Source organism: Lentzea sp. NPDC054927 (assembly GCF_053610285.1).
Window position 1 is genome coordinate 73,732 of sequence record NZ_JBSGXZ010000031.1, and the last position, 23,679, is coordinate 97,410.

A 23,679-nucleotide genomic window follows, 5' to 3' on the forward strand; every position below is an offset into this window, starting at 1 on the left:
CCACTCGGTCTACCGCCTGGGTTCTCCTTAGCACGGGACCCACCCGCCACGCGGGCAGGGCGGTCCGACTCCGCAGCCGGACACGCTCGGAACTGCCAGCATCTACTCCAGTCCGTGACGGCGGAGCTGGCTTCTTGTTCTACTCAGGAGGCACAGCGATCTTGCGCAATGGTGGCCGCAGTCAGCGGGTGAGCGAGGTACGCACCCAGGGTATGGAAGTCGATTTTGCCGATGACGCACGTGTCATGAAGGTCAACTGGGAAGCGGTCACCGAGTCGTTGAGGAACGGCGACGACATCGCCGGGGTCGGCCAGGTTGACCCACCTCCTGACGCCGGGAGGGCGAGCCCCTTTACCATTCTTCGGCTCCGGCTCCAACGCGTCGAATATCGCCACTGGCAGACCGAGGGGCGACCCGACGGTCACGAGCAGGTCGACCTGTGTCTCCGGATAGGCGTGCAGCGCCTCGAACGTGACGACCGAGCCCAGCGAGTGGGCAACGACCACCGCGGGTTGGTGTCGCTCGATCGCGGAGGCGACCGCCTCCCGTGCAAGGCGGCGCCGTTCCGGCCTGGTCAGGTAGCAGGTCACTTCGCGAGCCATCGCCACCGCGATCCTGGCCAGCACGTCGAACGTGGTGCCCCGCCGTTGTGCCAGCCAGTGGATCCACTGGCGCAACGGTGCGGTGATCCACCCCTGTTGGTCATCGGGAGCCGGAACTCCGGCCGACAGCAACCACTCTCGGACAACCGCTTCCTCGGACGCCGTCAGGCGGTCCAGGTTTCCTTGCGGAGATCCTTGGCTCTCGGAGTCCGTCAACAGGTGTGCATAGTACGCGACCACAACGGGCGGCGGATCGATCTTGAGGCCTGCGGAAAGTACCCCCTCCTCAAGACGTGCCTGCCAGGGCGCGGCGAGCTCGACGGCAGCCGTTTCAGGCTCTTTGCCGTCCTTTAGGTTGCCGATACCGTGCACGGCCAGCACGGGTTTCATCACACCACCTCCGGTTTCTCGATCGTGGTCACGAAGAAGATCGGGAATTCGTGCTCGGTAGCGTTTTCCTCAATCAACGAGACTCCATACTCACTTCTTTCCAGGGACAGAAAATCCAAATTGTGACCATCAAGGAATCTAGTAACCAGGCGCTTGAGGACTTCAGGTTCCACATCGATCGGAGCTCCGATCGAATAGCTCGGATCAGGCCTGCCGTCCGCCCAGTCGGCCATGGAATGAATGTCCCACGCTTCCAGCTCTGGAGCATTGGCGAAAAGCACACCGGGGAACCAAGCGACTACATGCGTCACTTCGGGTGATGGGATGGATTTTTCGGCGACGACATCCCACTCCCATTCGAGCGCGGCAATCTCGTGCGCCCAGTAGACCGCCAAACCCTCCACGTCCGCAGCCAACTGCGTCGGCCGCGGGTAGGCACTTGGCAGGAACAGCGGGCCGCCGATGTACTCCCCCGACGCCGCATCCCGAACACGGATGAGCCCGGACTGCTCAGAGGCTACTTGGATCGACTTGCCGTTGGACATCACCACTGGGGCCGTCCAATCCAGGCCGTCGTCGCTCGTGTCGTCACCCTTGAGCCTTACAGGAGTTGTGACGCTCGTGGTGTTAGCCACCAATTCCGTCATGTGCGCCTCGATCGCCCCGATTTGCTCGCCGTCCACTCGCGCCCACAACATTGAATATGGTTCGATGCGGACCATCTCGAAACTATGACTCTTCGGGTCGAGTTTCGGGCGGTCGTAAGCGCCGATCTCTACGGCGACAACTGCTCGCTCACCCAGACGCGTCAAACGCAAGGCCTCTTCCGTCCCCACGCCTGCGGGGTTGATAATCGATCTGTAGCCGATGTCCCAGATGCGGACACCATCTTCTTCCTGAAATGTGACAGCGACGGGAAGGCCCCGCAAGTGACCAAGCGCAACTGCGGAGATCGCACCTTTCTCTTCACTTATCACTCTGACGGTTTCATCGCGCCCGTGTTCCGAAGGCCAGCGATCGAACTTCATCACGTACCCTCGATCGTAGCCCGAAAGTTCGTGCAACAGCCTCTCTTGCCCGTCGCTTTCCCACACCCTGACGCAGCCCCGTTGGTCTCCCACGATCTCGACGTTGTTCCCATTCAGGACGCCAAGCCCCACGGCGGTCACCGCAGCCTCCTCGGTGAACGCGGAGGCGTAGGTGAACTGCACGTGCAGCTCGCCCTCCTCGACGCGGAGGCGCATCGCGCGGACATCAGGCCCTAGGCCGGACTGGGTGTGCAATTTCTCGCCTGTGTCGAGGTCGACGTACCGCAGCTCCCCTGAATCCGTGGCGAGGTACGCCATGAGGACGCCGTCTTCGTCGTTGCGCTCGATCTGCAACGCCGTCAGACCGAGGCCGGCGTCAACGTGCTCGCTGTACCGCGAGCCGTCGGCCAGGTTCCACGCGCACACTTTGCTCGCGCTGCCGGTCACCGCGAGCGTGATGTCGTCGAGATCGACAGTCTCGATCGCCACGATCGGCTCGCCGTGACCATCGAGACTGAACAGCACGGTGCCGTGCACGGTGTCGTGGACGTCCACGACACCGCAAGAACCACCGATGAGCACGACTGGCGTGTCGTTGCTGTGACCGACCGCCAGAGCCGACGCGTGTTCGACGGTTGCGGGACCGATGGTGATGAGCAGGTTGGGGACGCGCCCAGGGCCCGTGGCCCAGACGAATCGGAGTGGTGGGTTCTCACCATCGGTGCGCACGTTCCAGAAAGCTTGCGCGAGATCTCGACGCCCTTGACGAACGGCGTCTAGGGCAAGCACCTGCTTGCGCTGTGCTGGCGGAAGCCTGATGGTCGTGCTGTAGGAGGACGCGTAGATCAAAGCCTGCCGCTGACCGTAGGTCGACACCGCGGCGTTCAGGGTCCTGATGACGCTGCGCGGTTCGGCGTGGACGAGAAGACCCGCGTCCAGGATCAGCGCGTCCACCGAAGGACCGCCGGTGTCGAGCGCGTGATCCAGCACATGACGACGAAGGTAGGCGTGAGCCTCACCCCAGGCCCGGAGCTCGCCGACCGCCGGAACCGCCGCGAGAAGGCCGGCCAGCAGCGATTGGCCGTCCATCTCAGCGAGGAAGTGATCGACGAGGCTCTGGTGGTAGAAGCGGAAGAGCAGTCCGTCCTCGAGATCGTTGTCCATGCGAAGGTAGAAACCGGCTTCGCCGAGCGCCGCTCGCACTTCGTCGAGCGTGGCCGCGGGCTCTTGAGCAGGAAGGCACCGCTGGATCAGGTCCAGTGGCATGCCTTGTCCTTTGGCCTGCGCCACAACAGCCAGGATCGCCGGCAGCAAGGGATTCGAGGTGGAATCGAGCTGCAGACGGAACATCCCGGGAAGATCGACGGGCAGCAGGCCGACGGCCTCGGCCGAGGTCAGGGTTGGATTCCGGGCGAGGTGGTCGGCGAACAGCGAGGCCAGGAGGAAACGCCCCTCAGCCTTTGCCAGCCGTGTGCCGATGGCTTCGGCGGTGGCCACGTCGAAACCGGGTGTTCCTCCCAGGAGGTCGTCGAGATAGGTGGCGAGTTCCTCCGCGAGCAGCGGTGCGGACGTGGACGTGTCGAGGTCGATCAACCGCCCGCGCGACGCCGCGAAGCGCAGTCCTGGCAGCTGATCCCACCACGGCCTGACGCCCACTGCGAGCCAGCACACAGGCTGGTCTGAATCGGACCTCGCGGCGAGCAGCGGGAGGATCACGTCGTCGACGAGCCCGCGACTGTCCAACGACTCGTCGATCGCGTCGATGACGAGCACAGCAGGTTCGTCGAGTCCGGCGAGCCGCTCAGCGAACCTTTCCGCGGTCCACCCGTCCTTGTCCGGCTCCAGCCCCAGTTGGGCGGCCAGCAGCTCGAGCACCTCGATCGGATCGCGGAACCGCGCGTGGACCGCCGCGAAGGCAGCGGATCCCGTTGTCGGCCGGACTTCACGTGGAACGCGAGACCGCACGACAGCACTGAGATCGCGCATCTGCGGATGACAAAGGCATGTCACCACTCCGAGGAGTGCGGACTTCCCGGTGCCGGGGCTCCCTGTGACGGTCAGCAGCGAAGGTCCGTCGCGCATCCATTCCGCGATGCTCCGCAACTCCGCGACCCGCCCGGTGAAGAAGCATGCACCGGTGTACGGCTTTCCTGGTGGAGTGCCGGTGACCCTTGTGAAGAAGTGGACCGGGTCCAGTCCTGGTGCTCGCGCGAGCACCGCGTCGGTCATTTCGCGAAGCCCGGCGTCCATGCCCTGGAACATCCGCGCACGACCGTCCTCGGTGAAGTTGGGGTCGGAGAAGAACGGATGTTGCTGTTCCGCCACGTATTCGGGCGTGCGGAAAACGGTCTGCGGCAAGATGTTCTCGCCGAGGTGGCGTTCCATCTCCTCGCTGACCTTCCGCGCCATCACCGACAACGGCACGTGGCTCGAGCGGGGCCAGCCGTTCAGCCTGCCCGCGCGGAGCTGATCGAGCACCACGGCGAACGCCGTGGTGAACCTTGCGCCGAACGCCTTTTCGTCTGGTGCACAGGATGCGATGACCCACGCCTTCCGGTCGCGGCTGAAGATCGCCTGGATGCCCTGGTGGAGGGCCGCCGTGCCTGACTCGCAGACGTCGAACACGAAGAGGGTCGGAACCGCGTTGTCCGTGTTCTCGACCTCTTCAAGCCAGCGCACCACCGATATCGCCGTGTCCGGAAGTCTGGCCGGGTCGGTTTCCGGCACGGGGAGGTACAGCGACGTGCCTCGCGCGACACCGTGACCGGTGAAGAAGACGATCGCCGCCTCAGCACCGCTTGTCCGCAAAGCCCGCCAATGCTCGTTCAACGTGTTCAGGTCAGGATTCTCGACAGGTGAACCACCAACGAGCTCCACGTCGGCGAATCGCGCCAGCGACCGCGCGAGCGACCGGACAGCCGGAAGCACGGAAGGCAACGGCGAGAAGCCGACGAGCGACCCGGAATCCCATTCCCTCGTCGTTTCACGCGCCACGAACTCCGCAGTTCCCACGACCAGCGCTCGGATCATGCCGATGATCGTAAGCCCTGGGCTAACGGTCGAGACGAGGGTCTGAGAAGTACGTCGACGCGAATGCTGACAAATCGCATGGAATAACAGTTGGCCGTGTACACGGTGGCGAGCATTTCAAAGGGCGCGCAAAGCACGGCCCGGAAGTGTGACCTGCCCTTCAGGCCGCCGCGAGTTCGTTCTCTACGCCGCGTCGGGGTTGACGAGTTCGTCTCGGCTCACGCTCACCGGAGTTGCTTTGCCCAGCTTGCTGGCCGATGCGTCCGGCGGCAGCGCCCGAACCGGGATGAGGTAGGTCCGCACACCGCCCAGTTCGACATGGCGAGGCCAGACCTGCGCGTCGCCGTCCGTGGGCAGCTCCAGCGCACGACCGGACAGGTTGACGATCACGAGGTAGGCGACGGTCTTGTTGTAGTCGTCCGCGTAGTGGGTCACCTGGTTGAGGCCTGCCGCGATGACGCGCTTGCCGTGGCTGTCCGCGTCGAACAGTTTGAGCTCGCAGACGAGTGGGTCTTCCGTGTCCAGACCTGTCAGGACATCCGAGAGTCCCGAAGCAGACTTGGCTTGAGCAAACGGCATGTTGATGCCTTCGGAGAACAGGAACTCCCGCAGGTGCCGGTCGTAGATCTCCTCGCCGCGCCGCGTCTGGTCGAGGTACTTCGCGTGAAGCGTGTCCCGGTCGAACCATTCAACCTTGCGAACGTAGCGGTTGAGAACGTGCAGGATGTTGCTGTCCGTGCCGAGTCGCTCGGTGAGGAAGTCGAAGACCGGGGCCAGCAGTCGCTCGGTCATCTCACGCGGCGCTTCACCCAGCCGATCGGCGAAGGTGATCAAGATCGTCCGCCAGTCCTGGACGCTGATCTCGTCTGTGGCCAGGTACTTCATCAGTCTCCAGACGAGGGTGGCTTTTCCTTCCTCTGTGCGAGCGGGCCAACTCATGCGGCGGTTCGTCAGCTCGTTGAGCCAGCCGTCGTAGTCCAACTCAGGTTCGATCCGTTCCGCAGCAGCGAGAATCGCGACCAGCGCAGGCTGCTTGCCGATCCAGCCCGCAGTGAGTTCGATCTGGTGACCGAAGTCCTGGTGGTGCGCGGTCATCAGTCGCCGAAACCGTTCCCGAACGGCTATCCGAAGATCCTCTTGCGCCCTCATCAGAACAACTCCTTCAGCACCTGATCGAGCTGTGACTCGACTTCCGCGCCCAGGTTCGACATCTGGCCGCGGCTGTCACGCAGCCACAAGCGCGTGCGGCACAGCGGACACAGAACGGCGCACTCCGCAACAACCTCGGAGAGGCGAATCCAGACCTCGAAACCGCACTCCGGGCACGGGATGTCCTGATCGCCGTGCAGCAACTGATCGGTCAACGACCGCAACCCGACCTCCTGCGTACGGCCTGATCCGCCACTCGATCTGGCGATGCGGCGACACTACGCCGAGGGGCCGACAAAACGCGTGCTGGACGCGTGAACCGGTGCCACCGACCAGCAGTCCGATTCAACCACCTCAATACGCCCCTTCGACCATGTTGCACTCCCAGTGCACGGTCTGGAGGTTGGCGGCGGTGTGGTAGCCACCGCGCGAGATCGGCTGGACGTGGTCCGGGGATTCCACCTGCGCACGCAGGGACAAAGCGACCACTGCGCTTGATCACTCGACGACTTAGTAGCCGGCCCGCTGACGAATAGGCCGATGTAGGCGACGGCGTGCAGCGCTTGCAGGTGAAGCGCGGCCACCGATCAGACACCTCAGCCTGGATAGGTTGCCTTGCGAGACGGTTGCTGCGGTTCCGGTCAGACCAGCGCAGTTTGGAGCTTCGAGGCACCCATAGCCGCTGCCTGTCAGCGGCAGCACGTCGACAGGCCAGTTCGATGGCGACGACGTCAGGTTTGCACCCGTTGACGCATGTTCTGCACCGTTCGGCAAGTTCACCCGTTCGTGGACGACCCCACTTGCCGTTGGTCAAAAAGAAGGAGCCACTGGCTCCTGATTGGCTCCTTCTCGGGGCCTGTTGATCATGCCGCCAACGATCATGCAGTGATCATCTTGGTCGCATGAAAAAGCCCGCCTGACCTGGGTTTTCTTCCCAGATCCGGCGGGCAATTTCAGACCGTCGGGACGACAGGATTTGAACCTGCGACCCCTTGACCCCCAGATCATGTGGTTAAGAGTTTCTGCACGTCATGCGTGGTCTGACACGATGCGGGCTGTTCAAGTTCGTGCAGGTCGTGACAGCGGCCGCAGAGCGCGTGGTCCCCAGCTGGTCCCCACACTGCCAGCAACGAGCAGGTCTCCTACCGCCCGTTCGCCCAGCTCAGGCACCGCCGACCATGGCGCTCAGGAGTGGCAGCGCCACCGGGGACATTAGGATGGGTTTAAGAATTCTTGGCCATGCGTAGCATTCGTTCAATATTTCTGGCGACCCGGACGGGATCCATTGGAGTGAGAGGAACAACGATGCGCTGACCATCCTTTTCCCAAACCGAATGACTACCGCGTTTTCGCTGTTCCCAGCCGTCGTCCAGCATTCGCTTTTCAATTGCCGCAATGACCTTAATTGGATGACGGCTCCCGGTCGGCTTTTTCTCTGGCGCAGGCTCTGTCTCTTCGACAGGTTCGGGACTGCCGTCAACGGCCTGCGAGGCAGACTCTTCAATGATCGACTCTTGGATCGCCAACGAATCTTCAACACGTTCGGCGAACGCGGAAAGAATTCCTCTTTCTGCCACAACGACCGGAACCAGCAGCATTGCGACACTTCCGATTTGCAGTGCTACTGCTTGGCCGTAAGAGTCGGATGGAAGAAAACCTCCTACACCAATCAGAATGCTGCCCAATGAAAAGACGAACCAAGCCCATGGCGGGATAGACTTAAACCTCACGCGATGTCCTTCGCGGCAAATTGAAGTAACTGGCAGTTCGCTGTCATGGCAGCTAGCCCTTCGTGCGCGTGCTTCCCCTCCCGCGTTGGTGCCTCAGCGCCTGGTCGTAGCGTTACATCGCCAATCAGGGACCGAACGTCACTCTGTACCGACGAAGGAAACCTTCGAAGCCGCCCACTCCTCCCCCGTCCCCCTCGTCCCTGCTGCGCTTAGCTCCCAGAGAGCTGTGTCGAGAGTGGCCTTTAGGCCATCCCGTAGGGACGCGAAGCGCTCTCGACACAGCTCTCTGGGTGTTAAACGATGGCCGGGACCAGGGGTGTCGGGAGAGCCTTCCGACGGCTGCTTGCGCTTCCTCAGCCGGCGCTCTCTCCTCTGCTCTGCGGTGGCTGCGGGGCCGCTTAGGTCGCTGTCCCGTTCGGTCGGGTAGGCCTGCCTCCGTCGCCGGGTGCGGGTGGGTGGCCGGAGGCCGGGCCCCGCCCGCTTACCCGAGCGACAAAGGAATGAGGCCGTGAAGCCCCTGCCGAACGGGGATAGAGCGGCGACCTAAGCGGCCCCGCAGGGGCCGCCTTGATGAAGAGAAGAAACTTTGGACACGGGCGCAAGTGACACCTAGGGCTTGGAGCGCCAGGTGACTACCACCTTGTCGTCGTGCTGCTTGGCACGCGGAAGGAACTTGGCCGTGGGGTCCTCGAACTGTTCCCAGTCGTGAAGTCGTTGGAGCAACGCGGAAAGCTCGGAACTGTCCATTTGAGCGACGTCCCCCCATGACAGTCCCAAGTGGTCAATCAGGCGTTGCGCGCCGTCGGTCGCGAGAACGGCCCAATCCACGTCACCGACTTCGAACGTGCGCCGAACCGCCTCATGCGAGGCTTCGGGCTGAGCCTCTGCGATCCAGTAGCCCTCGGCCGTGTTCCTGAACTGGCGCTCGTAGCGCTGGAGTTCCCCAAGCAACGCGCGATGCGCATGGTCGTATCCGGAACCGGCTTCGAGTCGCGCTCGGTACTGGCGCCGAAGGTCGACCGCTGTACGGGAGAGCCGATCGTCGCTAATGCGGTGAACAACGCCGTCGTTGGTCTTCACGATGGCCGTGCTGTCGCCAAGCGCAAGGAACTCCAGGCGCGCATCGCGCTCGCGAACGAGCAGGACGGTGGAGGACGGGCCGTTGCCAGGTTGGACGTCAAGTCGCTCGGATGTCGATCGAATGGCCTCGCTCAACACGGTGGAAAGATCCGCCGGCGAGCTGACACGGGTCGAGATGTCGTGGAGCAGGTGATCGACGTACTCGGAGGCGTCCGCCGTAGTCGACGTGAAGCTTGACGCCCCGTCCAGCACGATCGCTGCGTTGCCTGAGACATGCCAACGGTCTTGTCCTCGACCACGGCCCGCCGGCAGCGACGCTCCGCGGAACGGCATCACGCCCACTTCCTCGGAGGCACAAGAACCTCGATGTGGGTCGGTACGAGTCCGTCGAACTCAGTTGTGACGGCCATGCTGAACTCGCTGTCGCCGAACTTGGCGAACAGCTCTGGCAGGTTGCGCGTGATGTAGTGAGCGGCGCCTACGGAACCTGCTGCGTGAAGACCGGCGATGTGCACGACAACGTGGTTACCCAGCTTCCGCCGCGCTATGTAGGCGTGATCGGCCCTGCGAGGCTCCGGCTCGTCCATGGGAGACAGGAACCGTTCGCCCGTGAGTTCATCAGTGATGTACCACTGCACGTTGTCGCCAATCGCCATCCGCAAGACGGGGTCGGCGGACATGAGCTGGTGGCCGACGTGTGCGGATGAGGGGCCACAGATGACTACGGAGTCGCCGGCCGGTTCCCACTCTTCGCGAGGGTCCAGCACGACGCGTTCGTTGATCACAAAGGCGAGCTTCTCCAGCTCGGCTGTGAGATGAGCTCCTGTCGCGTCATCGGGGCCTGCAATGACGAGGTCGTCTCGCTCACGGATGATCCGACCAGGTAGAGCGATGGAGATCGGGCCTACTCCGAAGAACGCGCGCTCCGGTCCAGGTGCGGTGTTGCGGATCTGGGTAACTCGCCCCTTGGTGATGCCGAGTTTCGCCGCGATGTCCGTGTAGCTCATGTCGAAGCGATCCCGCGCTTCTTCGATCGCCGCCCGGCGCAGTCGTGCAAGCTCCGTGGCGCGCTGCTGGTAGAGCGTGATCAGCTCGCCCGCCCGCTGGCCTCGCCTGATCGGGTCAGGGTCCGTGCGCACGGCGTCGAACTCGTCCGGTCCCGGCGTCGTCATGTACATAGTTTAGACCCCCTTGACAGCTATTGCCGACAGGCGTAACTTGTGTTTAGGCCCCCTCAACTCCGAAGAGGTTTTACGGCCAGAGAGTTTAGACCCCCTACACATGGAGGAACCGTGAAGAACATGCCGATCATCCTCAGCGACCGGCGCCTGATGCTGACCGAGCTGCCGACCGTCAAGACGCGTGAGGTCGACGGTCACACCGAGATCGTTACGGACCGGGACACCGGTGCGCAGCAGTTCACCGCGACCGTGTTCATGAAGGCCAAGGGCGAGAAGGGCGAGGAGATCAAGGTGACCCTCGCGACCGACCCCGGCGATGGGTTTGACGAGGGCGACATCGTGGACCTGGTCGACCCGCGCGCCTCGTTCTACTCGTTCAAGAACGGCCGGAACGAGACCGTGTCCGGCATCGCTTACCGCGCAATGGGTTTGACCAAGATCGCCTGATCTGCGCCATCGGTGGCGCTCAGCGCGTCGCGCTCGGCTTGGCCCCTGTGACCGTCGAACCTCCTTCGTGACTCCGCGTCGGCAGGCGATGTTGTCGTACAGCGGGGGAATCCTTTTGGTCTTTGAGAATTCCATAGTGGATACACCCATGCCTTTTTCCGGTGCCATGTGCACCGGGGATGACGTTGACCCCCGGCCCGGCAAGCCGATTTTCCGGGGGTCTTCGTGGTTCGACAAAAGGAGGGGTGAACGAATGGCCGGAATTATCGCCAACATCCGCAACACGCGGGCGATTCGCAAGTACGGCGAGTTCGTCGGTGCGATGGACCAGGTCGAGGTGGCCTTCGACTCGATCATGAAGGTGATCGACAAGGTCGACGACACGATCGCGCACACCGGGTTCACGCTGCCGACGCAGGACGAGCTGAAGGCCATGCACGGCAAGGCGTTCGGCGCGCTGGACTCGGTCCGTCAGGAGGCCAAGAAGCACGAGGGCGACCTGGTGTCGCGGGACTGGATGGTCTGACATGAGCATTCAGGTGGACAACACGACCGAAGAACTGAGTGCCGCGATGACGCAGTTGCGAGAGGCGCTCAACGGTATTCCGACGAACTCCGGCAAGTTTAAGAGGTTGTACGAGAGGGCGCGGTTGGCCACCGGAAATCTGTTGGTGGCGGTAACCGATGTGGCCCCGAAAGTCCGTCCGTAGTGGCGGCATTCCCACGGCGTGATCGGCCCCGATGAATCCGCGTGATTTGTCGGGGCTGGTTCGCCACTCCCGATCACGCACAAAGGGGTTGATCATGCAGAGCTACTCCAATCGCAAGGCAGGCTTCGAGACACGGGCGATCAAGTGGGCCGTACGCAACCCGGTCGAGGCGAACGTGCCGCTGGCGCTGGCGGGTTCGGCGCTCCAGTTCGGACCGGCCCCGACCGGTATCGCGGTGGGCGGCACCACGGCGGCTCTGCTGGCCTGGTACCGGGCGCACCCGGACAGTTTCGACCGGTTCGCCGCCCCGTACCTGCGGTCGTTGCGGCGCCGCTGGTTCTCCCGCTACTCCGGTGGCCGCTGGAAGGACGTGACCACCTCGTGTGATCTGGCTCCGGCGCAACGCAAGACCGGTGAGCAGCAGGTCCCGCGGGTGACCAGGGTGTGGTCGTCGTCGCCCACTGTGGACACGGTCTACGTGCGCATGGTGCCCGGTCAGACCCTGGCGCAGTGGGAGGACAAGACCGACGCGCTCGCGGTGGCGCTCAACGCTGAACGGGTCGGGGTCGAGCGGATCAAGCCGCAGATCCTCGCGTTGATCGTGCAGCGTCGTGAGTCCTTCACCGAGGTGATCGAGGCCCCGGCGATGTTGTGGGACAGCGACTCCGTGGACCTGTCGTCGCTGTTCCTCGGGGAGACCGAGTTCGGCGGGGACTGGTGCGAGCCGCTGATCGGTAATCACTGGCTGGTGGCCGGCGCGACCGGTTCGGGCAAGGGCTCGCTCGCGTGGGGTCCGCTGCGGTCGCTGGCGCCGATGATCCGGGACGGCCTGGTGCGGCTGCACACGCTCGATCCCAAGCGGATGGAGCTGACCAAGGCCGAGGGCATCTCACACGCCTACGCCGCAGACCTCGACGACTGTGTGGAGGTCGTCCGAGCGTTCGTGGAAGACCTGCAAGAGACTGAAGAGTCCTTGGCGGCGCAGGGAAAGCGGAAGTTCACGCCCAGCGTGGAGACGCCGCTCAACCTTCTGATGATGGACGAGTTGGGCGCGCTGCTCTCGTTCGGTGACTACGCGGTCGCGAAGGAGCTGCGGAAGCTGCTGTCCATTGTGGGCACTCAGGGCCGCGCGACCGGGCACACGATGCTCGGCTACGTCCAGGAGCCCACCAAGGACACCGTGCCGATCCGTGACCTGTTCACCGTGCGGATCTGCCTGCGGGTCACCACGGCAGGGCACGCGGACATGGTCCTGGGTGACGGTGCCCGGCTGCGCGGTGCGCTCGCTGACGAGATCCCGAACGACCCCGCCACGGCGGGAATCGGGTACGTGCTGCGCCCCAAGTCGCGGCTGCCCATGCGTGTGCGCGCCGCCTACGTGGACGACGCGGAGATCGACGAGTTGACCAAGTTCGTGACGACCGGCCGCACCGGCGGCCTGAAGGCGGTGGCCTGACATGTGGAGGATCGGATTCGCCCTGTGGGCGTCCTGGCAGATCGTGAAATGGGCCGTCGCCGGCGCGGCCGTGCTGTTCGTGCTCTATCTGTGGGGCGGGTTCAACGGCGGGTTCATCCTCGCCGCGCTTGGCGCCCTGCTGGGCCTGTGGGGGCTGAAGCGGACCCTGGGCAACTTGTACCGCCGTGAGGCACAAGAGCGGCATCCCTGGATCGAGGGCCGCAAGACGTGGATCGACGCGCGGGAGTGATGACAATGACGACGTTGCCTCGCCCCGCCGGTCTCGGCTCGCCGGCCTCCTGGCTGACCCGCTGCCGCGACCTCGACCCCGCCACGCTGCTGCGGCTGCTGGCCGAGGTCGACGACAACACGCTCGGGTTCTCGCTCACCCTCGACCGCGCGTACCGGCTCACCGGCGCCCGCAACGGCATCACGGTCGACACCACCGACCAGGACGCCGTGACCGCCCTGCTCGGTGCTCGGGTGCTGCTGCCGGGCCGGGGCCGCTGGCTGAACGTGGACGGCTGGCCGCCCCGCGACATGGTGCTGACGCTGTTCATCAGCTCCACCACCGGCCGCGCCTTCTACACGGAACTGCGGGAGGTGAGTGGTGATGGCCCGACGCAGTAACCCCGATCAGCTCGACCTGTTCGGCGAAACACCGCAAGCCGCGGACATCGTCCCGGCACCCCGGACGGCTCCGAAGGTAGGTTTCGGCGGCAAGGCTGACGCGGTGGTCGAAGTCCTTGACCAGGTCCACAACGGACGCTTCGGCCTCATGTCGGCTACTGACCGCGTCGTCTACCTCGACGGTGAAGGCCGCTGCCGCCACGCCTCGGAAGCAGACGCGACAGTCGTGGAAAGCCTTGTAGCACAACGGTACGCGAAGCCCGCCTACGTCGAACACATGCGACACGGTGTGATCAACAAGGCTGTCGCGCTCCTGGTGCTCACCCCTGGCGGACTCGGCCTGCTGAGGCGGTCATCGGTTCTGCGGACCAGGACACCACGATGACCGCCGCCTACGACCTCGCCACCCAGTCCGAACTCCTGCGGCTGGTCGACGACTACGACGCCATCATCCGCCGCTTCGCCGACGACAACGGCGAACTGCCCGACGCACACGCGGTCGACGCGGCCGAGATCGCGCACCAGCTGTTCCTCGTCCACGCCGACCAGTCCGAGCACTGGCGGCGCCTGTCCTGCGAACACCGAGAAGGAAGGACCAAGTGATGCCTGAAGTCGAATGGCCCCCGCCCTGGTTCAAAGAGTTCCCGCCGGCCTGGATGCGCGACGACGTGGAGTACGTCCTGCGCAAGGTCGTGGAGGGGCGGCTCTACACCGACCGCGCCAACGAGATGGAGTACGGGTGGGTGCTTGAGGACAGCGAGCCCGCTCGCCCGATCGGCGGCGACCTGTCCGAGGCGACCTGGATTATGCAGGAACGGGGCTACCTCGTGTGGGGTGCTGTGGCGTCGCTGACGAACGAGGACGGCCAGATATTCAGTGCCGAATGCCTCGACCTCACGCCCTCCGGCCGCGAGCTGCACTACAAGCTGAACCAGGGGAAGTGACCGTGATGCCGGAGGTCATCTTCCCGCCCGCCTGGGTACTGCCCGATCTGGAGTACCTGCTGGACCTCGTGGCGAAGCGAGCGTTGTTCGTCGATCTGAACGACGCGTTTGACTTCGCCTGGGTCCGGGATGACGAGTTCACGCCCGCGCGCCCAGTCGGCGTTGACCGCGCGCTGGCCACGCTGACGCTGATCGAGCGGCAGTTCCTCGGTTTCGGCGACGGAGTTCGTCTGCGCAAAGAGTCCGGCGAGCAGATTGACACCGGACTGCTGATCTTCCAATCAACTGGCCGTCTACTACACGAGTACATCAACTCAGGGAGGTGACAGTGTTGCAGGCCAACGACTCTGACGAGATCAACGAGGCGGCCGGGGTCACGAAACGAGTCGTCGACCTGCGCCGCCGCAAGGCCGAATCCACCCACCTGCGGGGCTTGGTGGACGACCCCGACATGGTCGCGGTCCGCGTCGAGTCCCAACGGCGGGTGATCACGCGCGGCATGTGGTTCTTCCTCACACTCGGCCTCGCGTTCACCGCTGCCGGTGTCCAGGACTTCCTTGCCGGACACCGCGAACGCACCGATCCACTGTGGTGGGCGGCCTGGCTGGCCGAGCCGATGCTCGCCGGAATCCTGATCATGCTGTTGATGTTCGAGGCGGAGATCCTCTCGCGCGGCCTCACGATCACCGACGCGTGGGTCGGACGCCTCAAGAAGGTGTTGCTGTCCTCCACGCTCGTGATGAACGTCTGGCCGGCACTAGCCCCGTGGCTCACCGGGAACGAGCCGTTCGACGCCGGCAACCTCGCCATCCACGTCATCGTGCCGGTCGTGGTGTTCGGCGTCGCTGAGGTCATGCCGGTGATCCAGCACAAGTTCAACGAAGCGATCACCCGCGCCTACCGCGACGCGGCTCACCGCACGTCCCCGCGGCCTGCCTCTGCCCCGGCCCCGGCGGCTGTCGAGGATCCCGCGCCGCGCACGCCACCAGGCACAACAGTGGCGCCGGCCATGGGAATCCGCGTGCGGCTGCCCGAACCGATCCTCAACCAGGTCAAGGCCAAAGCCGCCGAACTCGCCCGCGAGGGACGCGAGCTGACCGGCGACGACGTTCGTGAGGTTGTCCGGGTTGCACCCGAGATGGCCGCTCAGATCGCCGCTGAAGTCCAGCAGCGCAACGGATACGCCTTCACCTGACCCCGGCAGCACAACCTCTCTGCTGCCCGCATGAGCGGGGCACGGCCACCTCCCGGTCGTGCCCCGCTTCTCGTCGCACCACAAGAAAGGAGCCCCGCCCGTGAACGTGCACCTGATCAAGAACCCGGCCCAGCAGCTCACGCTGTTCGACCCGGTCAACAATCCCGCCCGCGTGGTGCACGTCCACCACGACGACCTGGTCCACCTGCCCGGCCGCCCGGCACCGAAGCTGCTCGACCTGTACTGCTGCCAGGGCGGCGCGACCCGTGGCTACCAGCTCGCCGGGTTCGACGTGACCGGTGTCGACCTCGACCCGCAACCCCGCTACTGCGGCAACGCCTTCCACCAAGCCGACGCGCTGACGTTCCTGCGCGCCAACATGGACTGGATCCGCCGCGAGTTCGCCGCCGTCAGCGCGTCCCCGCCCTGCCAGAAGTTCACCAACGCGCAGCGCATCCAGGGCCGCGTGCACCCCGACCTGATCGAGCCCACCCGCGATCTGCTGATCGAGCTGGGCTTGCCCTACGTGATCGAGAACGTCGAAGGCGCACCCCTGCACAACCCGGTCACGCTGTGCGGCACCACGTTCGGGCTGCGCACCTACCGGCACCGCCTCTTCGAGACCGGCAACGGCTTCACGCTGCCGCACCTCGCGCACACCCCGCACGATCGCCCCGTGGTCAAGATGGGCCGTCCACTCCGGACCGGCGACTACTACCACGCGGTCGGCAACTTCTCGAACGTCCCTTACGTGCGCGAAGACATGGGCATGAGCTGGGCCAACCGCGATGGCCTGCGTGAAGCCGTCCCGCCCGCCTACACCCACCACATCGGCGCCACCCTGCGCACCCAGCTCCCCGCCCTCACCGCCGCTGCCTGACGAGAGGAGACGTCCTCGTGCTGCCTGCTGACCCGACCATCAGCCTGGAAGACCGCATCGTCCGCAAGCTGCGCTCGGTCGACTACCGCGACTGGCGCGACAAGGTCACCGCGATCGGAGGGTGCGCCCAACCGATCCGCATGTTCGGCGCCTGGCAGCTCCACGACCACGCCGGCAAGGTCCTGGAACACAAGGGCGGGGACATCATGGTCCCGTGCGGCAACCGCCGTCAGAGCGTCTGCCCGGCCTGCTCCGACCGCTACGCCGCCGACGCCTACCACCTCATGCACGCAGGCCTCGCCGGTGGCAGCAAAGGCATCCCGACCACGGTCACGGAGAAGCCGCGCAGCTTCGCCACCCTCACCGCCCCGTCATTCGGCAAGGTGCACAGCGCCCGGCAGAGCAGCCGCGGGAAGACCATCCCGTGCGCGTGTGGGTCCTGGCACCACCCCGACGACCCGCGCATCGGCACCCCGGTCGACACCGACACCTACGACTACGTCGGCTCGATCCTGTGGCAGGCCAACGCCGGCGAGCTGTGGAGCAGGTTCATCCGCAACCTCAAGCGCGCACTGATGAAGGCAGTCGGCCTGCGCGCCAACGACTTCAAGAACCACGCCCGCCTGTCCTACGCCAAAGTCGCCGAATACCAGCGGCGTGGCCTCGTGCACTTCCACGGCGTCATCCGCGTCGACGGCCCCGACGGACCAAGTGATCCGAGTCCGCGCTGGTCAACGCCAGAGCTCCTCGAGGTGGCAATCCAAGCCGCCGCACGCTCGGTCAGCCTGGAAGTCGCCCGCCCGGACGGCGAAGTCCTCGTCCTGCGCTGGGGCGATCAGGTCGACTGCCGCACCATCCGCCCCAGCAACGCGGCAGAGGTCGAGGAAGACGGCGAGATCAGCGAAGCCCGGTTGGCCGGCTACGTCGCCAAGTACGCCACCAAGGGCACCGGCAAGAGCGAAGCAGCTGACCGCCGCATCCTCTCCGAGCTGCACATCCGTCACCTGAAGGTGTCCGAGCACCACCGCCGCATGATCCAAACCGCCTGGGACCTCGGAGGCCTGGACGCCTACGAGGCGCTCAACCTCCGCCGCTGGGCACACATGCTCGGATTCCGCGGCCACTTCCTCAGCAAGTCCCAGCGCTACAGCACCACCTTCAAAGCCATCCGCGAAGAACGGCACGCCTTCCGAACGCTCGAAGTCCTCGACCGACTCGGCTACGACCCCGACACGGTCACGGTGATCAACGACTGGGCCTACACCGGCTCCGGCTACAGCACCGACGCGGAACGCACGCTTGCCCTCGCGATCGCTGAGGGGCGCAAGGAGCAACGCCAACGCAAGTACGAACAGGAGGTAGCAGCGTGATGAGCGAAAGCCTGTTGGACGGCAGGTGGTACACGACTGATGAGGTTGCCGAGATCATCGGTGTGGACGCCTCGACCCTGCGCCGCTGGCGGACTGCACGGCCTCCGAAAGGTCCGGCCTTCGTGCCCCTGTCCGACCGCAACACCAAGTACCACTCGCGTGACGTTGAGAGCTGGCTGGCCAGCAAGCGCGTCGACCCAGGAAAGGTTGCCTGATGGCTCGCCTCGCTGCGCCAATCGGAATCAAGCTGTCAACCGACATCGAGCATCGTCCGAATCGAGCAAGTCCTTACCGTGCAAGGGTTCGCTGGTCGGATCCAGCCACGAAGACGCGTCCGTCCAAATCGGAGTCTTTCGGGACAGAGGATGAAGCCAATGCATGGCTCACTTCCCTGCGCCGACTCGCCGACCGGGGCGTGACACCACTGACCGCCACCCTGCCGATCGAGGCGTATGGCGAGTCCGTGATGTCGCTCGCGTTGCGTGGCCTGGAGAAGAAGACGCTCGACCCATACCTGGCGGGATGGCGCAAGCGTGTCGTGCCCGATCTCGGTCACCTTCCACTGTCCATGTGGACGCCTGGTGTGTCAGATCGCGCGGTACACGGCTGGATCGCTGACGGCTATGGCATGTCGACGGTGAAGAACACCATCGGCATCCTCGTCAGGATCGCGGAGCAAGCTGTCCGAGACGGCATCCTCGACACGAACCCAGCACGCGTCACGGGCTGGCAAGCCGAGTACACCCAAGCACAGGACGAACTGGACGATCCGCGCTCGCTGGCACTGCCCGACTGGGCGGCGCTCGAACGTCTCTCCGACGCATTGGTAGAGCGCTCGGCCGACAAGTACAAGGGCTGGGGTGACCTCGTAAAGTTCATGGCGTCCACGGCCGCGCGAATCGGAGAGGTCTCCGGCGTCCGCCGGTGCGACATCAACCGCAAGACGTGGATGTGGCGAGTGTGCCGACAGACCACTCCAGGACCCGGTGGGCTGATCGACAAGGGCACGAAAGGCAACCGGGCGCGTTGGGTCCCGCTGATTGAGGAGATCCGCCCAGTGGTCGATCGCCGGTTCGAGCTGACGCCTGACGACCCGATGGCACGGTTGTTCACTGGTCCTCGTGCCGGTCGCGTCACCACGGCGGTGCTACGGGATGCCACTCATTGGGATGAGGTCGTGGTCGCATGCGGATTGGCACACCTTGTTCGGCACGACCTCCGGCATACTGGCATCACATGGATGGCAGACGCCGGTGTACCAGTGCACATCCTGCGAATTATCGCCGGCCACGCGAACCTAGCAACCACACAACGCTATATTCACACGGATCTGAGGCTGATAGCGGACGCTGGCGGGTTGCTCAATCGCTATCTTGCTGGCACCTGGCCCTCAGTCGATCGCGACCCGCAAGTCGCAAGAAACTAAGCGTGGTTGTCCGCGCCAACATGGTCAAGCAGATCTCGACTACAGGTCGATGGGGGAGATCCGAACGGAGGGACCACCCTTGGAGGCAGCAGTAAGTATTTCGTCCACCAATCTCCATACTGCTGTGCTTGGGTTGCATCCAGCCGACTTATCGTTACGTTCATGCTGCCGCTCAAGAGCCTCGGCACGATTTTTGGCAAGAGAATACTTACCTTTAAGCGACTCGCAGTCGAGCGATTTATCGTACTCTGGCATGTGGCGACGCAGCTTCGCTCGCAGGCTGTCATTCTCGATGTGGGCGCTTTGGTCCTGATGATGCAATAGTGCCCACAGCTCAAAAGAAGGGTTGCTGATCGCTAGATTAATATGCTCTTTCTTGGCCAAGTCTATCGCAGCAGGCAGCCTATGATGGTCATCAACATCCAGTACAGCCCATACCTGATCATACTTTAGGTTATAGTCCTTCGCGCGTTTCGCCCTTACAAGTGCATCCTTTCTCATGTCCGCCGCAACACTAATTATCTCCAAGGGATCACCCTTGTTCTTGGTGATCTTGATGACTATTGTTCGTTCGCGCAGCTCATTTCGAACAAACTCGAAGTATTCAGGTTCAGTGACCCGCCCCTCACATAGGACAAGAAACCGTGTACGAGGCTCAAATTGTGGACGCTTACGAGAAAGTGAACGCTCCTCCGAAAGCGGCTTCCTTCGCGTCATATACCGGCGTCTTCTTTCTTCCGGGTCAGATTCTCCGCAGCTTTCATGAAGGCATCAACCAGGTCATTGGACTTGATGAATGGAACAGCTCCGTACCTACCCTGGAGATAGCCCCGTTCCAGGTTTTCCATCCGCCGAGGAGTGAAGTCGGTCAACGGGTACACCTCAGATGCGCCTGACCTGTCCTTTTGCACCAACCATACTTGGTCTCGCTCTAGGATTGGCTCATCATTAACGAGGTTGCCAAGCAATGAGGTGTCATGGCTTGTGAAGATCAGCTGAGCATGGTTGTGATTATGCTCAGGAGATTTAAAAAGCTTCACAATCTCCGCAACCAAATGCGGATGAAGGCTAGTGTCTATCTCATCTACAAGCAGCGTCACACCCCGCCGCAAGGCGTGCATGATTGGTCCGCTTAGGCCTAGCAGCGACTGAGTCCCAAGCGATTCTTCTTCCATAGGAAGCCCAATGGGTGGCGAGTCACCGGCGCATGCATGCTTAAGCTCGATTGTAGAAGTCATGTCGCGAAGCACGTGGTCGATCTCTTCATCGGACAGCACGGGCGGCGCGTGATCCTGGCCGACTTCTTTCCGGACTGCGTCCGTGAGACGAACGAAAGTATCACGGTATTCAGGCGAAACTTCTCGCCGCTGAACTTCCACATCACAAATTCCTAGATCAGCGGATTTCAAAAGCCGCTTAATCTGAGGTACGGATTCTGGATGCTGCTCAATCTGATCGAAAGTGAAGCGCATGCGCCTGCTGAGGTTGTGGGGATCAGCCAACCCAAGCTGATGACTGAACCAGGAGTACACCGGAGCAAGAGTCTCGTGCTTTGACGCGACTGCCGTGGACAGGAAAAGAGAGTTTGGTCGCGTAAGCTCAGCAATTACTCGGTTTCGCCCTTTGAACTCTCGTCCGAAATACCAACCGCCTTCCGCCAGGCTCGCGTCACGTTCAAACCAGGTCTGGCGACGAACATGAGGGAACGCATATAGCCACTCACTGTTAATAATCTTTCCATCCAGCTCGAAGCCATACTGAAACCGAGTGCCATTCAGCATCAGCTCCACTTCGAATCGGGATGACATGCTTCCATGCTCCTGATCCAGGATAAATGGGTCGTGGTATGTACCCCCATCGGGCTTCAATTGGGAATGGGAATCCAATACCATGCGCTTCATGAAGATCAGTGCATTAAGAATATTGGATTTACCGGAAGCATTGCCCCCATAAAGTCCAACTACAGTGCTAACGGGATCGCCAGATTTAGCATCATTCTTACTGTGGGCAGCTATCCGACGACTTCGCATTAGCGACACTTCCTGCTCATCCCTAATTGAGCGGAAGTTGCTCACTCGAAATGTCAACAGCATAATGTCCCCTAGTGCATAGAGTGAGGCAAGCGTAGCCTCTCAGCGCAACTTCCGCCAAGAAGTTGCGGAAGCAGCCCCGAAAGTGTGCCTGGCTGCCGGCCTGGTGCGGCCAGTTGGTCTACAAGCCGCACCCCTTAGAACCCCTTCGCTGTCCCGGCGTACTGCGTTAGCACATCAAGACAGCCCTGCCACATGTCCTACCGCGTGCAGCTGGTCCCCAGGTGGTCCCCAGGCAGTGCGGGTTCGCAGGCAGCCACAGGGGGGACTGGGAACGAAAGAAGCCGCTCTACCTGGGCAAATACCCAAGCAGAGCGGCTTCTCCGACCGTCGGGACGACAGGATTTGAACCTGCGACCCCTTGACCCCCAGTCAAGTGCGCTACCAAACTGCGCCACGTCCCGGCCACACTCCCGGTTTCCCGGCGTGCAGGGAGAATCCTACAACACCCTGAACAGAGATCAAAAACGGCCCCTCGGACAGGGCCCTAGCTGCGGAAACCCGCGGAGGCCCCCGGAAATACGGCGGGGACCCGACGTGCGGGTCCCCGCGTCCCTCGGTCCGACCGATCCCCCGATCCTCGACCGACAGCAAGAACTATGCGTTGGCCGGGTCGCGGGCGCCACCGCCGAAAGTCGAGTCTTGTCCGTCAACCTTCGACTTACCGGGCGGTAGGACGGCGGACACGCTGAAGCCGCCGTCCGCTCGGTAGGAGGTGGTCAGGGTGCCGCCTGCCAGGCGGACGCGTTCGGACAGGCCGTGCAGGCCCGCGCCGCCTCGGTCGCCCAGGGACGGCAGTTCGCCTGGGCCGTTCACCACTGAGACGCGCACTGGTGTGCCTCGGTCCACGGTGACCACGACGGAGGCGCCTGGGGCGTGTTTTGTCACGTTGGTCAGGGCTTCTTGGACCACTCGGAACAGTGCTCTGGAGACGGCGGGTGAGAGGGCCGCGTCGCCTGTTTCGGAGAGGGTTGCGGACACGCCGGCCACTCGGGCTCGGTCCACCAGTTCCTGCAGCGACGGGTAGGAGGTGTCGGAGTTCAGGAGGCCCAGGGCCGCCCGCATTTCTGACAGGGATTCCTTTGCCAGGGCGCGTAGGCGTTGGGCCGACTCGCGTACGGCGGGGTCTGAGGCGGTGGCGGCCAGGGCTGCGGATTCCACGGCTATCAGGGTGGCGTGGTGGCCTACGGCGTCGTGGATTTCGCGGGCTATTCGGGCTCGTTCGGCGGCTCGGGCCGAGGTTTCCTGGGCTTCCAGTTCGGCGGCTCGGGCGCGGCGGGTTTCGTACAGCGACTGGGTGAGGTCTTTGCGGGTGGTGACCAGTGCGCCGAGGGCTGTGGGGGCGGCGGCCAGGCCGAAGGCGAAGGCGGTGGCCAGGAGCAGGGGGCCCAGGGGGATGTCCTCGGTCAACAGCACCGGGGCGATCGCGGCCACGGTCATGAGCACTACCCAGAAGAGCTGGACCGGGATGGACTTTTCCTTGCGGCCCAGGCGGTATTGGGCTACCAGGGCCGGGGCCCAGCCCAGGCCGCCGGCTACTGCCGGGACGCATAACAACGTGGCGAGCCACGGCCAGCGCAGGCGTAAGGGCAACAGCAGGGACGCGCCTATCGCGGTCCACAGGGACCAGGGGAACGGGCGGTCTTGAGTCAGCAGGACTACGCCCGTGGTGATGCCCACGGTGAGGATTTCGCGGATGAGCGGTTTCACCACACACCGACCTGGTGGGCGACCAGAGCCGCCTGCACCCGGTTTTCCACGCCCAGCTTGGTCAGGACGGTGGAGACGTAGCTCTTCACCGTCGCCTCGGACAGGCAGAGTTCGTCGGCGATCGAGTGGTTCGAACGGCCGCCGGCGACCAGTTCCAGCACCTGGCGTTCGCGGGCCGAGAGGGAGTCGAGTTGGCGGTTCGCGCGGAAGCCTCGCAGCCGCGGCAGCAGGCGGGCGGTGATGCGCGGGTCCAGGACGGCGCCGCCGGCTGCCAGGTCCACCACGGCTCTGACCAGGGTCTCGGGTTCGGCGTCCTTCAGCAGGAAGCCCTGGGCGCCCAGGTCCAGGGCTGTCGCCACGTAGTCGTCCAGGTCGAACGTGGTCAGCACGGCGATGGCCGGTGGCGTGGCCCAGGTTCTCAGCCTGCGCACCGCCTCCAGGCCGTCCACGCCGGGCATCTGCACGTCGACCAGGACCACGTCGGGCAGGTGGGCCAGGACCATCTCGACGAGTTCGGCGCCGTCGGCGGCCTCGCCGACCACCTCGACTCGTCCGTCGGCCTCCAGGAGGACTTTCAGGCCCCGCCGCAGCAGGGCCTCGTCGTCGGCTAGCACCACTCGTACGGCCACTG

General features: G+C 63.8%; 27 protein-coding genes and 1 tRNA gene. 15 read left to right on the forward strand and 13 right to left on the reverse strand.

Translation table 11 applies throughout. The features are described from left to right. Positions 1-143 precede the first annotated feature (143 nt). The 8 genes from ACWGE0_RS31665 to ACWGE0_RS31700 all read right to left on the reverse strand — a co-directional run bounded on the left by ACWGE0_RS31665 (position 144) and on the right by ACWGE0_RS31700 (position 10,181). Positions 144-992, reverse strand: coding sequence for a serine peptidase (locus tag ACWGE0_RS31665; RefSeq protein WP_452264575.1), 849 nt, complete (start codon positions 990-992; stop codon positions 144-146). Continuing rightward, complete coding sequence (locus ACWGE0_RS31670) at positions 992-5,050, reverse strand: hypothetical protein (RefSeq protein ID WP_452264576.1); 4,059 nt, start codon at positions 5,048-5,050, stop codon at positions 992-994. Before ACWGE0_RS31670 ends, ACWGE0_RS31665 begins: the two co-directional genes overlap by 1 nt. 183 nt (positions 5,051-5,233) lie before the next feature. Continuing rightward, complete coding sequence (locus ACWGE0_RS31675; RefSeq protein ID WP_452264577.1) at positions 5,234-6,145, reverse strand: hypothetical protein; 912 nt, start codon at positions 6,143-6,145, stop codon at positions 5,234-5,236. Positions 6,146-6,198: 53 nt separating this feature from the next. Continuing rightward, positions 6,199-6,414, reverse strand: a complete 216-nt coding sequence (locus ACWGE0_RS31680) for a hypothetical protein (protein ID WP_452264578.1) — start codon at positions 6,412-6,414, stop codon at positions 6,199-6,201. A 139-nt stretch (positions 6,415-6,553) separates the two neighbouring features. Further along, positions 6,554-6,688: an HNH endonuclease gene (locus ACWGE0_RS31685; protein ID WP_452264579.1), complete on the reverse strand. Its 135-nt coding sequence runs from the start codon at positions 6,686-6,688 to the stop codon at positions 6,554-6,556. A gap of 734 nt (positions 6,689-7,422) precedes the next feature. Then, complete coding sequence (locus ACWGE0_RS31690) at positions 7,423-7,929, reverse strand: hypothetical protein (protein WP_452264580.1); 507 nt, start codon at positions 7,927-7,929, stop codon at positions 7,423-7,425. Positions 7,930-8,538: 609 nt separating this feature from the next. After that, positions 8,539-9,342: a PP2C family serine/threonine-protein phosphatase gene (locus ACWGE0_RS31695; RefSeq protein WP_452264615.1), complete on the reverse strand. Its 804-nt coding sequence runs from the start codon at positions 9,340-9,342 to the stop codon at positions 8,539-8,541. Beyond that, the gene (locus tag ACWGE0_RS31700) at positions 9,342-10,181 is read right to left on the reverse strand and encodes a helix-turn-helix domain-containing protein (RefSeq protein ID WP_452264581.1); all 840 of its coding nucleotides are present in this window, start codon (positions 10,179-10,181) and stop codon (positions 9,342-9,344) included. Before ACWGE0_RS31700 ends, ACWGE0_RS31695 begins: the two co-directional genes overlap by 1 nt. Positions 10,182-10,310: 129 nt before the next feature. Between ACWGE0_RS31700 and ACWGE0_RS31705 the strand changes: the two genes are divergently transcribed. The 15 genes from ACWGE0_RS31705 to ACWGE0_RS31775 all read left to right on the forward strand — a co-directional run bounded on the left by ACWGE0_RS31705 (position 10,311) and on the right by ACWGE0_RS31775 (position 19,248). After that, the gene (locus tag ACWGE0_RS31705) at positions 10,311-10,637 is read left to right on the forward strand and encodes a hypothetical protein (protein WP_452264616.1); all 327 of its coding nucleotides are present in this window, start codon (positions 10,311-10,313) and stop codon (positions 10,635-10,637) included. A 253-nt stretch (positions 10,638-10,890) separates the two neighbouring features. Then, positions 10,891-11,163: a hypothetical protein gene (locus tag ACWGE0_RS31710; protein ID WP_452264582.1), complete on the forward strand. Its 273-nt coding sequence runs from the start codon at positions 10,891-10,893 to the stop codon at positions 11,161-11,163. A gap of 1 nt (position 11,164) precedes the next feature. Continuing rightward, positions 11,165-11,347, forward strand: coding sequence for a hypothetical protein (locus ACWGE0_RS31715; RefSeq protein WP_452264583.1), 183 nt, complete (start codon positions 11,165-11,167; stop codon positions 11,345-11,347). Between the two features lie 94 nt (positions 11,348-11,441). Then, on the forward strand, positions 11,442-12,803 hold the full coding sequence (locus ACWGE0_RS31720) for an FtsK/SpoIIIE domain-containing protein (protein WP_452264584.1): 1,362 nt from the start codon (positions 11,442-11,444) through the stop codon (positions 12,801-12,803). A 1-nt stretch (position 12,804) separates the two neighbouring features. After that, positions 12,805-13,053: a hypothetical protein gene (locus ACWGE0_RS31725; RefSeq protein WP_452264585.1), complete on the forward strand. Its 249-nt coding sequence runs from the start codon at positions 12,805-12,807 to the stop codon at positions 13,051-13,053. A 5-nt stretch (positions 13,054-13,058) separates the two neighbouring features. Next, positions 13,059-13,433, forward strand: a complete 375-nt coding sequence (locus ACWGE0_RS31730; protein WP_452264586.1) for a hypothetical protein — start codon at positions 13,059-13,061, stop codon at positions 13,431-13,433. Then, complete coding sequence (locus ACWGE0_RS31735; protein WP_452264587.1) at positions 13,417-13,818, forward strand: hypothetical protein; 402 nt, start codon at positions 13,417-13,419, stop codon at positions 13,816-13,818. Before ACWGE0_RS31730 ends, ACWGE0_RS31735 begins: the two co-directional genes overlap by 17 nt. Next, positions 13,815-14,036, forward strand: a complete 222-nt coding sequence (locus tag ACWGE0_RS31740; protein WP_452264588.1) for a hypothetical protein — start codon at positions 13,815-13,817, stop codon at positions 14,034-14,036. The genes ACWGE0_RS31735 and ACWGE0_RS31740 overlap by 4 nt, the downstream gene beginning before the upstream one ends. Beyond that, positions 14,036-14,377 (forward strand): hypothetical protein, encoded by a 342-nt coding sequence (locus ACWGE0_RS31745; protein ID WP_452264589.1) that lies wholly within the window; start codon positions 14,036-14,038, stop codon positions 14,375-14,377. The genes ACWGE0_RS31740 and ACWGE0_RS31745 overlap by 1 nt, the downstream gene beginning before the upstream one ends. After that, positions 14,374-14,703, forward strand: coding sequence for a hypothetical protein (locus ACWGE0_RS31750; protein ID WP_452264590.1), 330 nt, complete (start codon positions 14,374-14,376; stop codon positions 14,701-14,703). The genes ACWGE0_RS31745 and ACWGE0_RS31750 overlap by 4 nt, the downstream gene beginning before the upstream one ends. Then, positions 14,700-15,572 carry a hypothetical protein gene (locus ACWGE0_RS31755; protein WP_452264591.1) on the forward strand — a complete coding sequence of 291 codons (873 nt, stop codon included), beginning with the start codon at positions 14,700-14,702 and terminating at the stop codon, positions 15,570-15,572. The genes ACWGE0_RS31750 and ACWGE0_RS31755 overlap by 4 nt, the downstream gene beginning before the upstream one ends. A 100-nt stretch (positions 15,573-15,672) precedes the next feature. Next, on the forward strand, positions 15,673-16,452 hold the full coding sequence (locus tag ACWGE0_RS31760; protein WP_452264592.1) for a DNA methylase: 780 nt from the start codon (positions 15,673-15,675) through the stop codon (positions 16,450-16,452). Between the two features lie 17 nt (positions 16,453-16,469). Next, the gene (locus tag ACWGE0_RS31765; protein ID WP_452264593.1) at positions 16,470-17,822 is read left to right on the forward strand and encodes a replication initiator; all 1,353 of its coding nucleotides are present in this window, start codon (positions 16,470-16,472) and stop codon (positions 17,820-17,822) included. Continuing rightward, a complete protein-coding gene (locus ACWGE0_RS31770; RefSeq protein WP_452264594.1) occupies positions 17,822-18,037 on the forward strand; it encodes a helix-turn-helix transcriptional regulator in 216 nt (71 codons plus the stop codon). The genes ACWGE0_RS31765 and ACWGE0_RS31770 overlap by 1 nt, the downstream gene beginning before the upstream one ends. After that, the gene (locus ACWGE0_RS31775; protein ID WP_452264595.1) at positions 18,037-19,248 is read left to right on the forward strand and encodes a tyrosine-type recombinase/integrase; all 1,212 of its coding nucleotides are present in this window, start codon (positions 18,037-18,039) and stop codon (positions 19,246-19,248) included. Before ACWGE0_RS31770 ends, ACWGE0_RS31775 begins: the two co-directional genes overlap by 1 nt. Positions 19,249-19,287: 39 nt before the next feature. On the opposite strand, the gene ACWGE0_RS31780 is transcribed toward ACWGE0_RS31775, so the two are convergent. The 5 genes from ACWGE0_RS31780 to ACWGE0_RS31800 form a co-directional block, all read right to left on the reverse strand. After that, positions 19,288-19,965, reverse strand: coding sequence for an RloB family protein (locus tag ACWGE0_RS31780; protein WP_452264596.1), 678 nt, complete (start codon positions 19,963-19,965; stop codon positions 19,288-19,290). Next, a complete protein-coding gene (locus tag ACWGE0_RS31785; RefSeq protein ID WP_452264597.1) occupies positions 19,962-21,323 on the reverse strand; it encodes an AAA family ATPase in 1,362 nt (453 codons plus the stop codon). Before ACWGE0_RS31785 ends, ACWGE0_RS31780 begins: the two co-directional genes overlap by 4 nt. Positions 21,324-21,668: 345 nt before the next feature. Beyond that, positions 21,669-21,742: transfer RNA gene (locus ACWGE0_RS31790), tRNA-Pro, on the reverse strand. Between the two features lie 193 nt (positions 21,743-21,935). Beyond that, on the reverse strand, positions 21,936-23,051 hold the full coding sequence (locus ACWGE0_RS31795; RefSeq protein ID WP_452264598.1) for a sensor histidine kinase: 1,116 nt from the start codon (positions 23,049-23,051) through the stop codon (positions 21,936-21,938). Continuing rightward, positions 23,045-23,677: a response regulator gene (locus ACWGE0_RS31800; RefSeq protein ID WP_452264599.1), complete on the reverse strand. Its 633-nt coding sequence runs from the start codon at positions 23,675-23,677 to the stop codon at positions 23,045-23,047. The genes ACWGE0_RS31795 and ACWGE0_RS31800 overlap by 7 nt, the downstream gene beginning before the upstream one ends. Positions 23,678-23,679 lie beyond the last annotated feature (2 nt).